General features: G+C 63.9%; 14 protein-coding genes, 1 other RNA gene and 1 riboswitch. Of the genes, 9 read left to right on the top strand and 6 right to left on the bottom strand.

From position 1 onward, the window contains the following. Positions 1 to 8 precede the first annotated feature (8 nt). Positions 9 to 1811 (bottom strand): adenylate/guanylate cyclase domain-containing protein, encoded by a 1803-nt coding sequence (locus Q7V46_RS18865; protein WP_304915113.1) that lies wholly within the window; start codon positions 1809 to 1811, stop codon positions 9 to 11. A gap of 344 nt (positions 1812 to 2155) precedes the next feature. Then, a complete protein-coding gene (locus tag Q7V46_RS18860; protein WP_304915112.1) occupies positions 2156 to 2641 on the bottom strand; it encodes an SWIB/MDM2 domain-containing protein in 486 nt (161 codons plus the stop codon). A 270-nt stretch (positions 2642 to 2911) separates the two neighbouring features. On the opposite strand from Q7V46_RS18860, the gene rraA reads away from it, so the two are divergent. Further along, complete coding sequence (rraA, locus tag Q7V46_RS18855) at positions 2912 to 3439, top strand: ribonuclease E activity regulator RraA (RefSeq protein WP_304915111.1); 528 nt, start codon at positions 2912 to 2914, stop codon at positions 3437 to 3439. A 171-nt stretch (positions 3440 to 3610) separates the two neighbouring features. On the opposite strand, the gene Q7V46_RS18850 is transcribed toward rraA, so the two are convergent. The 4 genes from Q7V46_RS18850 to Q7V46_RS18835 all read right to left on the bottom strand — a co-directional run bounded on the left by Q7V46_RS18850 (position 3611) and on the right by Q7V46_RS18835 (position 5597). Beyond that, a complete protein-coding gene (locus Q7V46_RS18850; protein ID WP_304915110.1) occupies positions 3611 to 4426 on the bottom strand; it encodes a sulfite exporter TauE/SafE family protein in 816 nt (271 codons plus the stop codon). Positions 4427 to 4709: 283 nt separating this feature from the next. Then, a non-coding RNA gene (gene ssrS, locus Q7V46_RS18845) (6S RNA) lies at positions 4710 to 4889 on the bottom strand. Between the two features lie 106 nt (positions 4890 to 4995). Continuing rightward, positions 4996 to 5358 (bottom strand): cell division protein ZapA, encoded by a 363-nt coding sequence (locus tag Q7V46_RS18840; protein ID WP_304915109.1) that lies wholly within the window; start codon positions 5356 to 5358, stop codon positions 4996 to 4998. Next, positions 5355 to 5597 carry a DUF904 domain-containing protein gene (locus Q7V46_RS18835; protein WP_304915108.1) on the bottom strand — a complete coding sequence of 81 codons (243 nt, stop codon included), beginning with the start codon at positions 5595 to 5597 and terminating at the stop codon, positions 5355 to 5357. The genes Q7V46_RS18840 and Q7V46_RS18835 overlap by 4 nt, the downstream gene beginning before the upstream one ends. A gap of 49 nt (positions 5598 to 5646) precedes the next feature. Then, positions 5647 to 5911, top strand: a riboswitch (cobalamin riboswitch). 77 nt (positions 5912 to 5988) lie between these two features. On the opposite strand from Q7V46_RS18835, the gene Q7V46_RS18830 reads away from it, so the two are divergent. The 8 genes from Q7V46_RS18830 to bioB all read left to right on the top strand — a co-directional run bounded on the left by Q7V46_RS18830 (position 5989) and on the right by bioB (position 13565). Then, on the top strand, positions 5989 to 7821 hold the full coding sequence (locus Q7V46_RS18830) for a TonB-dependent receptor domain-containing protein (RefSeq protein WP_304915107.1): 1833 nt from the start codon (positions 5989 to 5991) through the stop codon (positions 7819 to 7821). 58 nt (positions 7822 to 7879) lie between these two features. Next, a complete protein-coding gene (locus tag Q7V46_RS18825) occupies positions 7880 to 8704 on the top strand; it encodes an ABC transporter substrate-binding protein (RefSeq protein WP_304915106.1) in 825 nt (274 codons plus the stop codon). Continuing rightward, the gene (locus tag Q7V46_RS18820) at positions 8697 to 9260 is read left to right on the top strand and encodes a bifunctional adenosylcobinamide kinase/adenosylcobinamide-phosphate guanylyltransferase (RefSeq protein ID WP_304915105.1); all 564 of its coding nucleotides are present in this window, start codon (positions 8697 to 8699) and stop codon (positions 9258 to 9260) included. Before Q7V46_RS18825 ends, Q7V46_RS18820 begins: the two co-directional genes overlap by 8 nt. Then, positions 9257 to 10138 (top strand): ABC transporter substrate-binding protein, encoded by an 882-nt coding sequence (locus Q7V46_RS18815; RefSeq protein WP_304915104.1) that lies wholly within the window; start codon positions 9257 to 9259, stop codon positions 10136 to 10138. The genes Q7V46_RS18820 and Q7V46_RS18815 overlap by 4 nt, the downstream gene beginning before the upstream one ends. 76 nt (positions 10139 to 10214) lie before the next feature. Beyond that, on the top strand, positions 10215 to 11171 hold the full coding sequence (locus Q7V46_RS18810) for an iron ABC transporter permease (protein WP_304915319.1): 957 nt from the start codon (positions 10215 to 10217) through the stop codon (positions 11169 to 11171). After that, complete coding sequence (locus Q7V46_RS18805; protein WP_304915103.1) at positions 11171 to 11929, top strand: ABC transporter ATP-binding protein; 759 nt, start codon at positions 11171 to 11173, stop codon at positions 11927 to 11929. The genes Q7V46_RS18810 and Q7V46_RS18805 overlap by 1 nt, the downstream gene beginning before the upstream one ends. Positions 11930 to 11953: 24 nt before the next feature. Next, entirely contained in the window at positions 11954 to 12535 is a 582-nt protein-coding gene (gene cobO, locus Q7V46_RS18800; protein ID WP_304915102.1) for a cob(I)yrinic acid a,c-diamide adenosyltransferase, read from the top strand. Positions 12536 to 12572: 37 nt separating this feature from the next. Next, positions 12573 to 13565 (top strand): biotin synthase BioB, encoded by a 993-nt coding sequence (gene bioB, locus Q7V46_RS18795; RefSeq protein WP_370690400.1) that lies wholly within the window; start codon positions 12573 to 12575, stop codon positions 13563 to 13565. Positions 13566 to 13568 lie beyond the last annotated feature (3 nt).

Raw genomic sequence — 13568 nt, 5'->3', positions numbered from 1 at the left:
TTCTGATTTCAACGTGACAAGCCCAGCCCGGCCATCGCGTCAGCTGCACGTTGTCTAATTTTGCTTTGGCCCCCGTAAGAGAGGAATTTGCTTACGCTCAGATCGGGTTGAAGCGCGAGCAACTGTCCCAGAGTTTGACGAGCGTCCTCGACCTGTCCTGCCTCGTATTGGGCGGTCATCAAGACACGAAGCGTCGCTAGGTAATAGCGGTTGCGACGCAGGGACTGATGGCACATGTTGATCGCATTGGAGAGATCGTTTGCCACTAGGTAGCTGTGCGCAACGAGCATCTCAATGAAGAAGCGCTGCGGATCCAGTGGAGACAGGTCCAGCGCACGCTCGGACTCTCGAACTGCGTCGGCTGCATCACCCCACATGGTTGACCAGAAACCCGCATAGAGCCAGGCGTTGTGGTCGTTCGGGTTGACTTCGGTGGCCATCAACAGCAAATCCCTCGACTTGTCGAGATCGACGCCCAGATGGCACAGCAGGTGGCCCTTGATGGCCAGAGCCAGGGAGCTGTGGGGCTCAAGGTCGAGCGCGCGGTCTGCGATGTCGATGGCTTGGCGGAACTCGGTTGGTGCGTCGGCGCTGCGGCCCTGGATGACGTTGAGGATGTGCCATTTGGCCATCCATGCCCAAGGGGTGGCCACGCGGGCGTGTCGATTGGTGACGGCATCCAGCAGTTCGCGGCTGCGATCCAGGTCGCGCGCGGTGGAGCGATGCATCATGGCAATGCCACCCAACAGCAGGGCGTTGCTGTCCAGATGGGGTACGGGCAGCACCATGGCGCGGCGGATGGTGCAGCTCATCAGGGCCTGGGTGCTGGCGTCGGTGAGCTGGTGAATGAGCTGGCTTTCCATCTGCAGCAGGTCGTCGACCGTGCCAATCACACGATCGGCCCAGACCACGTCGTTGCGGCGCGCATCGCTGAGTTCGGCGTTGATCACCACCTTGCCGCCGACCACGCTGTAGCTGCCACTGAGCACGAAACTGGCCGCCAGCAGGTGGTGGATGTTGCCCAGCGTCACCTGGCGACCGCGGAGTGCGGTGGTGGACAGGCGCGAGATGACCCGCAACTGACCTTCGCGTGAGAGCTGGGTGATGACGCCATCGGCGATCAGTTCACCCACGACCTGATGTTCCGGTGAGGGGGGGTGACAGTCGAAGGGAATGACCGCAATGCTCGGGCGCAAGTCTTCCTGGACTGGGAGGGCTTCTTTGGACCGTGCTGCACCATCACCCACCCGGTCTGCGGGCCAGACGCGCCACGTGCGCACCGGCTCGGGCCAGTGCTTGAGGTAGCTCTCCCCCATGTCTTCGACATCACCGTCCATGCCATCGACCAGTGCATCGCGGACCGAAGCCGTGACCACGATCTGATCAGGCCCGGCAAGGCTCGCCACCCGCGCCGCCAGGTTCACACCATGGCCGTACACATCGTGTTCACCCACGTACAGCTGGCTGGCGTTGATGCCGGCGCGCAGGTGCATCTGCTCGTTCGGGTGCAGGGTTTTGTTGACGGGGATGAAATGGCTGTGCAGGGCCATGGCGGTCTGCACGGCGTCTGATGCTTCGTCGAATTCGGCCAGCAGGCCGTCGCCCAGGCTCTTGACCAGCCGGCCACGATGCTTCGGCACGCAGGTGGAGGCAAACCGCATGAACCCTTGCCAGCGTTTGACCACCGCCGCTTCATTGCCCGCCATCAGGCGCACCGACTCCACCAGATCCACCACCAGCACCACCTTGTGTTGTTGCAAAGGCAAGGCACCATCCGGTGGCGCGTCGACGCAGGAACCTTGTAACTGCATGTTGGTGGTTGTGATTGGAGGTGTCATCCCACAACTGGGGGAAACAGTGAACAAAGTTTCTCACAGTTTCGTGCGGTGGCGCACCATCGGTTGCGCCGTCCAGCAATGGAGATCGAGGCCATTGGAGGCTGAGAGATTTATCGGTGGCGTTTTTGGGGCATCGACAAATCGTTTCGGGTCCCACAGTTGTGAAATGACTCGGCAGGGGTGGGTGCCCGGGTGTCAACTCCTGAGTTGCACATAGGGCCGATTGCGACAACTCAGTGAGCAAAAAAAAGCCGGCTTGCGCCAGCTTTTCTTTCGAGTGGCCGCTCCGCAAGGGAGCAAGCACAGCCATCAATCCATCACTTGAGGTGATCGTTGATCATCTTGGTCATTTCGAACATGGAAGCCTGTGCCTTTTTGAAGATTTCCTTCAGCTTGGCGTCGGCGTTGATCATGCGGCGATTGACTTCGTCCTGCAGCTTGTTCTTTTTGATGTAAGCCCAGACCTGCTTGGTGACCTCGGTGCGCGGCAGGGGGTTGCTGCCCACGATGGCTGCAAGAGCGGCGCTGGGGGTCATGGCCTTCATGAAGGCCGCGTTGGGGGTGCGCTTCTTGGCGGGTGCTGCCTTCTTGGCAGGAGCCGCCTTTTTCGCTGGAGCGGCTTTTTTGGCAGGTGCCGCCTTCTTGGCCGGTGCAGCCTTCTTCGCAGGTGCCGCTTTCTTCGCAGGTGCTGCTTTCTTCGCAGGTGCTGCTGCCTTCTTGGCCGGTGCAGCTTTCTTCGCTGGTGCGGCGGCTTTCTTTGCCGGTGCCGCTTTTTTAGCGGGCGCTTTTTTCGCAGTTGCCATGGTTGAATGTCCTTCTAGAAGTTTGTAATTCACCAGCAGAAAACGCGCTTTCTTACCGGTGTCTCGGATGCTAATGGACTTGCAGGGTCAATCCAAGATGGGCAACGCGCTTTTTCAGCGAATTTCATAGGGGGAACATCGGTTTGTGGCACGGAAAACAACACTTCCGCGCAGCATATGTGCGGGGCACCCGCATGGCGCGCGGTGTGCGCTGAATATGATGGCGCTTTTTGCGCACCGCTTCTTGCGAAAAAACCCACAGGATCGACCATGCAGCCAACGTCTTCCCGCCCAGCCGACGCCTCCGTTTTTGTGCCCACCTGCGATCTGTGTGATGCTCACAAGGGTGACGATTCCGGCCGGTTCAGGGTGCTGCCGCCGGTGTTCCCGAGCTGGGGTGGACGTCAGCGGTTTGCCGGTCCGGTGGTCACCGTGAAGTGCTTTGAAGACAACACGCCGGTCAAGCAGGCGGTGGAGAGCCCGGGCGACGGGCACGTGCTGGTGGTGGATGGCGGCGGTTCATTGCGCCGTGCGCTGGTGGGCGGCAACCTGGCTGCGGCGGCGGCTCGCAATGGCTGGGCCGGCGTGGTGGTCAACGGTTGCGTGCGCGATGCTGCGGAGCTGGCCGCCTGTGATGTGGGCATCAGGGCACTGGCGCTGATACCCCTGCCGACCGAGCGGCGCACCGAAGGGCAGCGCGAGGTGGCGGTGCAGATGCAGGGCGTCTGGGTCAGGCCGGGCGACTGGCTGTACGCCGACGAAGACGGCATCGTGGTCGCGGATCGCAAGCTGAAATGAAACACCCCCGCGCCGCTTCGCGTCACCCCCTCAAAGGGGGCGGCACTGGCCGTCCGGCAAAGCCGGCCCGGCGGTGCCACGGACCGGACCATTTCATGCGTCGTGGGTCGCGGGCTGCGCCTGTCGAAGGGTCTGCGAGGGCTTCAGCAGGCTCTGCCAATCAGGGCGCGATCAACCCGTGATCCCTTTGTAGGCCATGTAGGCCGCCAGCACATACAGAATGCCGGCAAAGACCCGCCGCAGCGATTTCACCGGAAGGGCGTGCGCTGCCCGCACACCCAGTGGCGCCATGAGCACGCTGAACGTGGCGATCACCACCAGGGCCGGCACGAAGATGTAGCCGAATGACCACGGCGGCAGGTCGGCCACACCCTGGCCGGAAATGGCATAGCCCACCGCATTGGCCAGCGCAATGGGGAAGCCGAGCGCCGCACTGGTGGCCACGGCGTTGTGGATGGCCACATTGCACCAGGTCATGAAGGGCACGCTCACAAAACCGCCGCCTGCTCCCACCAGGCCGGAAAGAAAACCGATGGTGGTGCCAGCGGCCACCTGGCCGGCGGTGCCCGGCAGCGTGCGGGTGGCTTTGGGTTTGCGGTCCATCAGCATTTGCGTGGCAGAAAAACTCACGAAGGCCGCAAAGAACAGCGCCAGCCAGCTGCCCTTGAGCAAGGCGAACACACCCAGGCTGGCCAGCGCTGCACCCAGCACGATACCAGGGGAAAGGCGCTTGGCAATGTCCCAGCGCACGGCACCGCGCTGGTGGTGCGCACGCACGCTGGAGATGGAGGTGAAGATGATGGTGGCCATGGAAGTGGCAATGGCCATCTTGACCGAGAGATCTACCGGCACGCCACGGCCCGCCAGAATGGCCGAGATGAACGGCACCATGATCATGCCGCCGCCAATGCCCAGCAGGCCTGCGAGGAAACCGGTGAAAAGGCCGAGCACGACCAACTGAATGATCAACAGAGGTTCAAAAATCATGGGGGGATTGTGGCCGAACGCCAGATGTCAGAAGCGAGCGAGGCAGAGCCAGCCACTCGTCGTGACCCCGAAAGCGGCTCAGCCCGGGTGCGCATCACTCCCGCAGGGCGAAGCACTGAAAGAGGGTGTTGGGAAGAGGGGGCAGCAAACACCAAAAGCATCCGCTGGAGAGGGAGCCATCCAGGGCGCCCGTGGAACCGGCTTCGCCGGGCCACTGGGCGCGTCCCCCATCCCGCAGGAGAGGGGGGAAGCCGCGAAGCGGCGCAGGGGGGTGTTCCGAATAGGGGTGTCTGCAAGTGCCACCGGACCGGCATCCTGAACCGGGGTTCAGGTGGGCAAGGTCAGCATGGCTTCGGGTTCGTCTGACGCGAGACGCTCACACCCACCATGCGATGTTCCAAGCCCGGGCTCTATGAGCATTGGTTCAAGGAAATATAAAGCCCGGCGCGCACTGCAGACAGTTCAAATTGTAGGTGCACGCGAAGCAGTGTGTGGACCACTGGTCCGGAAAGACCCCGGACAGACGGACGGCGGATCAAGCGGTGAGGTAAACGCGCTTCAAGCGCACGTCAGAGCAATTGGCCATCGACGCCGAGCGTGCCGTCGAGTCGGCGGATGAGGTCGTCCACTCGGGCTTGCACGGCGGGGTCGGTGTCTTCGGCGTCACCCAGGTGGGAAGCTTCGCCGCCGAAAGAGGAGGCCTGAAAACTGTCGGCTTCTCGCTGCGACAGTTCGAACGCGAGATTGAGTGAGGCGAGCACGGCGATGCGGTCACGTGCCTTGACTTTGCCTGCGTCGCGGATGCGGCACATGGCGGTGTCCACGCGCTCCACTGCATCAAGCAGTGCCGATTCACCACCCACCGGGCAGGCCAGCAAATAGCTCTGGCCCATGATCTGAACTTCAACCTGTTTGCTGGTGGGCTTGCTCATGCGCGTTCCTGGCGGGTGGGATCGGGATCTTCAATGCTTTGACCGGCGGGCAGCCTGTCGAGCAAGGCGTCGATGCGGGCGCGAGCGGCGTTGAGGCGCGATTTGAGAGTGTCGCGCTCGGCCTGCAAAGCCTGAATCTGCTCGTGCAGCAAGACGTTGGTGCGCTGCAGTTCTTCGTGGCGCAGCAGCAAGCGTTCTACCCGCTCGGCGATCTGGTCAAGGTGCTTGATGTCGGCCATGGTTACCACTTGAGTTTGCTCATTGTAGGGTCGACGCGCCAAGGCGGGGCGTACAATGCCAGCCGTTGGTGCTCGCGGTGTGGTTCACATGCCGCAGTTCAACGGGAAGCAGGAGGGTTGCGTTCATCCGAACAGACCTAACCTGCGCTGCCCCCGCAACGGTAAGCAGACGAGAGTCCCGAAACCTTTTTCGGTTCGCTCCGCTTTCATCACGCAGCCACTGGATCACCGGCCTTGTCAAAGGCCTGTGCCCTGGGAAGGCGATGGAGGTTGTTCTGTCAGCCCGGATACCGGCCAACAAGGTGGAAGTGCGCCTGGCAACGGACGCGCTTCCGTGACGTCCATGCACTGTCGGGGAAGACGGTGAGGACACCCAAGCTGGTTCTCTTTCATGAAAAACGTTTCTTCGCGCATGCATCTTGCCGCGTTGCCGCTTGCCTTGCTGGCGGCTTTCCCTTCCCACGCCCAGGCCGAAACGGTCGCCTACCTTTCAGAGACGGTGGTCACCGCCACGCGGGTCGAAACCCGCTCGGACGCTGTGCTCAGCGATGTCGTGGTGATCGAGACCGACACGCTGGAAAAGTCCAACGGCCGCACGCTGTCTGAAGTGCTGTCGCGATCGGCCGGCCTGCAGATGTCGGCCAACGGCGGACTGGGGAAACAATCGGGCCTGTTCGTGCGCGGCACCGAGTCGCGCCATGTGCTGCTGCTGGTGGACGGGGTTAGGTACGGCACATCAACGGCGGGCTCAGCCTCGTTCGACAACATTCCGCTGGGCATCATCGAGCGCATTGAAGTGCTCAAGGGGCCTGCTTCTGCGCTGTACGGCAGCGATGCCGTGGGCGGTGTTGTGCAGGTGTTCACCAAGCAGGGTTCAAAAGGATTTCATCCCAGTGCCAGCGTCACGCTGGGCAGCTTTGGTCACCGTGCTGCCTCGGGCGGGCTGAGTGGTGGCACCGATGCGCTGACCTACGCACTCCACTTTGGCACCGTGCGCGAAAAAGGCTTTTCTGCCACGAACCCGGACGTGGCCTTCGGTAGCCACAACCCGGACAAGGACGGCTTCGATCAGGACAGCGTATCTGCCACGGTTCGCTGGGCGTTTGCGCCTGGCTGGTCGAGCAACCTGCATGTCACCCAGGCCGACGGCACGTCGGCGTACGACGAGGGGCCGGGTGTTTTTGATGTGCGGTCTGACGTCACCACACGCATCGCGGGCTGGGGGCTGGAGCGCCAATGGTCGGCCGATTCGCGCACACAATTCAAGCTGGCGCGCAGCGACGACCGCTCCACCAGTTTCAGCGTTTTCGACACCGCCCGGTTCGACACCGCCCAGACGCAGGCGACTTTGCAGCACGACTGGAACACGGTCGCAGGCAATGTGCTCATGGGCCTGGAGTCGGTGCGCGAAGAAGTGTCTGGCACCCAGGCCTATGCGGTTAACAGCCGCACCACGCGCGCCGTGTTTGCCGGCGTTCATGGCCAATCAGGTGCGCACTTCTGGCAGGCCAATCTGCGGCGCGACAGCAACTCCCAGTTTGGTGACGCCACCACCGGCTTTGCGAGCTATGGCTACCAGCTCACGCCGAACTGGCGTCCGCACGTGGCCTACGGTACCTCCTTCAAGATGCCGTCTTTCAACACGCTGTACTACGTGTCGCCGTTCTTCAATGGCAACCCCACGACCCAGCCTGAGCGAGGCAAGAACAGCGAAGTGGGCCTCACCTACAACCGGGGCCTGCACGAGGTGAAGCTCACGCGCTTCGACAACCGGGTGCGTGGCTTCATCACCACGCAGCCAGTGGTGCTGAACGTACCTCGTGCCCGCATGGAAGGCTGGTCGCTGGGATACACCGGGTCGGCGGGGGTCTGGAAATGGAACGCGAATCTGGAACTGCTGGACGCGCGCAACGAGACCAATCGGCTCAAGCTGCAACGCCGCGCCGACGAGACACTGACGCTGGCCCTGGACCGCCAGAGCGGCGCCTGGACCTGGGGTGGGTCGTTGCTGGCGGTATCCGACCGCTTCGATAACGCGGCCAACACCGTGCGATTGCCGGGCTTTGCCACGCTGGACCTCTACGCCGTCTATCGAGTGCAAAAAGACTGGTCGCTGAACCTGCGGCTGAACAACCTGGCCGACAAGGTGTATGAAACCGCACGCGGTTACAACCAGCCAGGGCGCGCTGCTTACTTCACGCTGGACTGGAAACCACAGCGGTGAGTGCGCACTGGTCGGCTGTTCTTTTGGGGGCGTTTCTCTTTCTACTGAAAGCGGTTTCATGAACTTGCAGCCGACACTGGGTCCGAAGCGCATCGTCTGCCTGACCGAAGAGACCACCGAGTGGCTGTACCTGCTGGGGCAGGAACACCGCGTCGTGGGCATCTCCGGCTACACCGTGCGCCCGCGACGCGCACGGGATGAAAAACCGAAGGTGAGCGCCTTCCTGACGGCCAGAATCGACAAGATACTGGCGCTGCAGCCCGATTGCGTGTTTGGTTTTTCTGATTTGCAGGCCGACATTGCGGCGGCGCTGGTGCGCGCCGGTGTGCAGGTGACAGTGTTCAACCAGCGCAGCGTGGAAGAGGTGTTTTCCATGCTGTACCAGGTGGCGGCCATGGTGGGTTGCGCGGATACCGGGCTGGCGTGGATGGATGAGCGACGAGTTCGTCTCGACGAGATGCGCCGGGAGGTGCATACGCTGGTCGCTGATGGCAAACGTCGCCCGCGCGTGTTCTTTGAAGAATGGGACGTGCCGCACATCAGCGCCATTCGCTGGGTCTCCGAGTTGCTGGGCGTGGCGGGTGGAGACGATTGTTTTCCCGAACTGGCGCTGCAGTCGCTTGGCAAGGACCGCATCATCGCGGACGGTGCCGAGATCGTGCGGCGCAACCCGGACATCATCATCGGATCGTGGTGCGGAAAAAAATTCCGGGCAGAGAAGGTGGCGGCTCGGGACGGCTGGCAAGACGTGCCTGCTGTGAAAACCGGGCAGCTGTTTGAAATCAAGTCGGCGGACATCCTGCAGCCAGGGCCGGCAGCACTCACCGATGGCGTGGAACAGTTGCACCGCATCGTCATGCAATGGATGAAGACGCATGGCTGACACCGTGCTCAGCGAACTCATTCTGGGTGGTCAGCGCAGCGGCAAGTCCCGCCGTGCCGAATGGCTGGCGCGCCAGTGGATCGACGCTGCACCCGAACACACTGCGGTGATGATCGTCACCGGCCAAGCCTGGGACGACGAGATGCGCGAGCGCATCGCGCGCCACCAATGCGACCGCGCCGAGCGTCTGCCTGGCATGGAAACGGTGGAAGAGCCGCTGGCACTGGCCGAGGCCTTGCAGGAACACAGTGCGCCGCAGACGCTGGTGGTGGTGGACTGCCTCACCCTGTGGCTGACGAATCTGATGATGCCGGCCGAAAGTTCGCCGGCCGATCCTGATGCGCCGACCCTTGAACTGTGCAGCGCGATAAAGAACGCACCCGGGCCGGTGGTGCTGGTGAGCAACGAGATTGGCCTGGGCGTGATTCCAATGGGTCGCGACGTGCGCGCTTACGTGGACGCCCTGGGCGGTTTGAACCAGCGGGTGGCGGCCGTATGCTCGCGTGCCACCTTGATGGCCGCCGGGCTGCCGCTGACACTGAAAGACGGGTCATGAATGCCGTGAACATTTGCTGTCGATGGTTTGCGTGGGGCATTGGTCTGCTGTGCGCGGGTGCTGTCCAGGCCGCGGGCTTGCAGATCACCGACGACAGGGGTGTGACTGTGGCGCTGACGCAGTCACCCCAGCGCATTGTCTCGTTGCTGCCTTCGCTCACCGAAACCGTGTGCGAACTGGGCCAGTGCCACCGGCTCGTGGGTGTGGATCGTTATTCCAACCACCCGGCGGCTGTGCAGACCCTGCCCAAGACGGGTGGCGGCATCGACCCCAACATCGAGGCCATCGTGGCGCTGCGGCCCGACGTGGTGTTGATGGCCATTTCGTCGCGTGGGGTACAGCGGCTGGAGTCTCTGGGTATCAAGGTGGTGGCACTGGAGCCCAAGCGCTCAGCGGATGTGCAGCGCGTGATGGGCACGCTTGGACGGCTGCTGGAGGTGCCCGATGCCGAGCGCATCTGGCGTCACATCGATGCGGGCGTGAGCGCGGCGGCGCAGTCGCTGCCGCCCGGTGCACGCTCGCTGCGTGTGTATTACGAGGTCAGCACGGGGGGGTATGCCGCCGGCACCCAGTCTTTCATTGGCGAGATGATGACGCGCCTGGGGCTGGAGAACATTGTGCCGCCCGAGCTGGGTCCGTTCCCACGCATCAACCCCGAATACGTGGTGCGCGCCAATCCAGACCTCATCATGATCGGCGCACGCAATGTGCAGGGCATGGAGCAGAGGCCGGGCTGGGCTGGCATGCGTGCCTTGCGCGAAAGACACGTGTGTGTCTTCACCGCAGAAGAATCCGATGTGCTGGTGCGCCCGGGTCCCCGCATGGCCGAGGCCGCACGAATCATGGCGCGCTGCGTGTCCGACAAGGCAGCGCCATGAGGGCGGGGCACCACACGCAGAGGTGGCCGTGAGCGGGGTGCGGCACAGCCTCTGGCTGGGTACCGCCTTGCTGCTAATGGCGACCGTGGTGCTGCTGCTGGGCGCCGGTGTGGGGAGCACCGGCTTTGACAGCGTGCTCAACGCCCGCACCGACCCGGTGGCCTGGCAGATCCTGTGGGAGATCCGGCTGCCGCGCACACTGGGGGCGTGGGTGGCCGGCGCCTTGCTCGGCCTGGCCGGCGCGGTGGCGCAGGGCTTGTTCCGCAACCCGCTCGCGGACCCGTACCTGCTGGGCAGTGCGTCGGGCGCGGCGCTGGGTGTGGCACTGGCGCTGGCTTTTTTTGGTGCGTCGCCATTTGCCACACAGTGGTTGGTGCGGCTGGGTCTCACGGGCGCGGCTTTTGCCGGTGCGGTGCTGGGCGTGATGCTCACGCTGGCGCTGGCCAAAGGGGTTCAGCACACGCTGCGTTTGCTGCTGGCCGGCGTGATCGTGGGCGTGGTGCTGGGCGCCGTGCGCGATCTGGTGACCATCGCCGAACCGGACACGTTGCAGGCCATGCAGGGCTTCGTACTCGGCAGCACTGGCTTCGTAGGCTGGACCGCTTGCATCGTGATGGCCGCGGCGCTGCTGGGCTGCTTGCTGGTGGCCGCCTTGCTGGGCCGGGTGCTTGACGGGCTGGCCCTGGGTGAATCCACGGCGCTCAGTCTGGGCCTGCCGCTGGTGGCGGCGCGGGGCGTGCTGGTGGCGGTGCTGGCGCTGGCCACCGGTGCCGCCGTGGCGCAGACCGGTCTGATTGCTTTCGTGGGCCTGGCTGCGCCGCACCTGGTGCGCTCCATATTGAAAACCACGCACGCAAGGCTGCTTGTGCTCAGTGCGCTGATGGGTGGCCTGCTGCTGATGGCCGCCGATGTGCTGGCGCGCTGGATGATCGCACCGCAGGAACTGCCCGTGGGTGTGCTCACTGCGGTGCTGGGCGGTAGCTATCTGCTCTGGCTGATGCACCGGCGCCGCCGGCCAGGGGGTGGCTTGTGATGCAGGCGTTGCAAGCCTCCGGCATTGGTGTGGCGCTTGGCGGCGTGCCGGTGTTGCATGGGATTGATGTGTCTTTTGCAGCGGGATGCTGGACCAGCGTGGTGGGTCCCAACGGCGCAGGCAAGTCCACCTTGCTCAAGGCCGTGGCGAGCCTGCTGCCACACACTGGCGATGTGCACTTGCTGGACCGCCCATTGGCGCAATGGCGCGGCCGCGAGCGTGCGCGCTGTCTGGCTTGGCTGGGGCAGGGCGAGCAGGGCGCAGACGATCTCAGCGTGTGGGACGTGGCCATGCTGGGCAGATTGCCGCACCAGCCCTGGCTGGCCCCGCCGTCGGACGCCGACCGCGCTGCTGTGACGCTCGCCTTGCGCGCCACACAAGCCTGGGACTGGCGTGAACGGCCGCTGGGCGCGCTGTCTGGTGGCGAGCGCCAGCGTGTGCTGCTGGCGCGCCTGCTGGCCGTGCAGGCCGAGGTGATGCTGATGGACGAACCGCTGGCCAACCTGGACCCGCCGCACCAGGCCGACTGGCTGCTGCTGGTTCGCGAACTGGTGGCGCAGGGCAAGACGGTGGTGAGCGTGTTGCACGAGATCGGTATGGCGCTGCATGCTGACCAGATGGTGGTGATGGCGCAGGGGAGGGTGGTCCACGCCGGCGATTGCGACGACCCGGTGACCCACCAGGCGCTGGAAAACGTATTTGATCACCGTATCGCCATCCACCCGCTGGGCGACCAGTGGGTGGCGGTGCCTCGTTGACGGTTGTTGAAACGGAGTCCGTTCATGCAGATTGAATCCCCGCCGACCGAGAAGCGTCATGAGAAGCCTGAGGGTGAGCGCCGCGGCCTGGTCATCGTGCACACGGGCGACGGCAAGGGCAAGAGCACGGCGGCTTTTGGTCTGGCCTTGCGCGCCTTGGGCCGAACGCATGTGCACGGCAAGTTGGTGAAGATCTTTCAGTTCATGAAGGTGCCTTCGGCACGGTTTGGCGAGCACCGCATCTTTGAACAGTTGGGCCTGCCCATTGAAGGACTGGGCGACGGCTTCAGCTGGAAAAGCCAGGACCTGGAACATTCCGCGCAGCTCGCCCGGGACGGCTGGCAGAAGGCTCGGGCTGCCATCCTGGGTGGCGAATACTTCATGGTCACGCTCGACGAACTGACCTACCCGCTGATCTACGGCTGGTTGCCGCTGGAAGATGTGATGCAGACGCTGCGCGAACGTCCGCGCGACGTGCATGTGGTCGTGACGGGACGGCGCTGCCCGCCCGAAATCATCGAGCTGGCGGACACCGTGACCGAGATGACCTTGGTGAAACATGCGTTCAAGGCGGGCATTCCCGCCCAGCGCGGTATTGAAGATTGACTCCGTTTTTTGAAGGAAGACCATGAACACGACCACCCTGAACGAACAACCGGTGCGCCTGGTGCCGCGCTCCGCGCCTGCCGCCACGCCCGAACGCTGGTTGGTGGCCGAAGTGGCCGCCTTGTTCGATCTGCCGTTTGCCGATCTCCTGTACCGGGCCCAGACCGTGCACCGCGAGCACTTCGACCCTGGGGAAGTGGAGCTGGCCACCTTGCTGTCGGTGAAGACCGGCGGCTGCCCGGAAGACTGTGGCTACTGCCCGCAGTCGGTGCATTTCGACACCGGTCTGGCCGCCGGCAAGCTCATGGGTGTGGACACCGTTCGCGAGGCCGCGCAACGCGCCAAGCAGGCCGGTGCCACGCGTTTCTGCATGGGTGCCGCATGGCGCGCGCCGAAAGACCGCGACGTGGACGCCGTGGCCGAACTCGTGCGCGCCGTGAAAGAAGAGGGCCTTGAAGCCTGCGCCACCTTGGGCATGCTGGGCGAAGGGCACGCGGAGACCCTGCGCGACGCCGGCCTGGATTATTACAACCACAACCTCGACAGCGCGCCCGACTTCTATGGCGAGATCATCACCACTCGCGACTACCAGGACCGGCTGGACACCCTGGAGCGCGTGCGTGGTGCGGGTGTGAAAGTGTGTTGCGGTGGTATCGTGGGCATGGGCGAATCTCGGCTGCAGCGCGCTGCGCTGGTGGCGCAACTGGCCAACCTCGCGCCCGACTACCCGGAGTCCGTGCCCATCAACCACCTGGTGAAGGTGGCCGGCACATCGTTGGCCGATCAGCCCGACCTGGACCCGCTGGAGTTCGTTCGCACCATCGCGGTGGCCCGCATCACCATGCCGCGCGCGCGGGTGCGACTGTCGGCCGGGCGCCAGCAAATGAGCGAAGCCGTGCAGGCCCTGTGCTTCCTGGCGGGCGCCAATTCCATCTTCTATGGCGAGAAGCTGCTCACCACCGGCAACCCGGACGTGGCCGCAGACATGGACCTCCTCGCCAAGCTGGGCCTGCAGGCACGCCGCACCTGATGA

The organism is Hydrogenophaga sp., from assembly GCF_030651625.1.
Lineage (GTDB): Bacteria > Pseudomonadota > Gammaproteobacteria > Burkholderiales > Burkholderiaceae_C > Hydrogenophaga.
This window is presented reverse-complemented; position numbering and strand designations above follow the sequence as displayed.

Bases quoted from the DNA above. Each gene is read 5' to 3' on its own strand.
- Q7V46_RS18865 (WP_304915113.1), bottom strand. From the start codon at position 1,811: ATGCAGTTACAAGGTTCCTGCGTCGACGCGCCACCGGATGGTGCCTTG.
- Q7V46_RS18860 (WP_304915112.1), bottom strand. From the start codon at position 2,641: ATGGCAACTGCGAAAAAAGCGCCCGCTAAAAAAGCGGCACCGGCAAAG.
- rraA (WP_304915111.1), top strand. From the start codon at position 2,912: ATGCAGCCAACGTCTTCCCGCCCAGCCGACGCCTCCGTTTTTGTGCCC.
- Q7V46_RS18850 (WP_304915110.1), bottom strand. From the start codon at position 4,426: ATGATTTTTGAACCTCTGTTGATCATTCAGTTGGTCGTGCTCGGCCTT.
- Q7V46_RS18840 (WP_304915109.1), bottom strand. From the start codon at position 5,358: ATGAGCAAGCCCACCAGCAAACAGGTTGAAGTTCAGATCATGGGCCAG.
- Q7V46_RS18835 (WP_304915108.1), bottom strand. From the start codon at position 5,597: ATGGCCGACATCAAGCACCTTGACCAGATCGCCGAGCGGGTAGAACGC.
- Q7V46_RS18830 (WP_304915107.1), top strand. From the start codon at position 5,989: ATGAAAAACGTTTCTTCGCGCATGCATCTTGCCGCGTTGCCGCTTGCC.
- Q7V46_RS18825 (WP_304915106.1), top strand. From the start codon at position 7,880: ATGAACTTGCAGCCGACACTGGGTCCGAAGCGCATCGTCTGCCTGACC.
- Q7V46_RS18820 (WP_304915105.1), top strand. From the start codon at position 8,697: ATGGCTGACACCGTGCTCAGCGAACTCATTCTGGGTGGTCAGCGCAGC.
- Q7V46_RS18815 (WP_304915104.1), top strand. From the start codon at position 9,257: ATGAATGCCGTGAACATTTGCTGTCGATGGTTTGCGTGGGGCATTGGT.
- Q7V46_RS18810 (WP_304915319.1), top strand. From the start codon at position 10,215: ATGGCGACCGTGGTGCTGCTGCTGGGCGCCGGTGTGGGGAGCACCGGC.
- Q7V46_RS18805 (WP_304915103.1), top strand. From the start codon at position 11,171: ATGCAGGCGTTGCAAGCCTCCGGCATTGGTGTGGCGCTTGGCGGCGTG.
- cobO (WP_304915102.1), top strand. From the start codon at position 11,954: ATGCAGATTGAATCCCCGCCGACCGAGAAGCGTCATGAGAAGCCTGAG.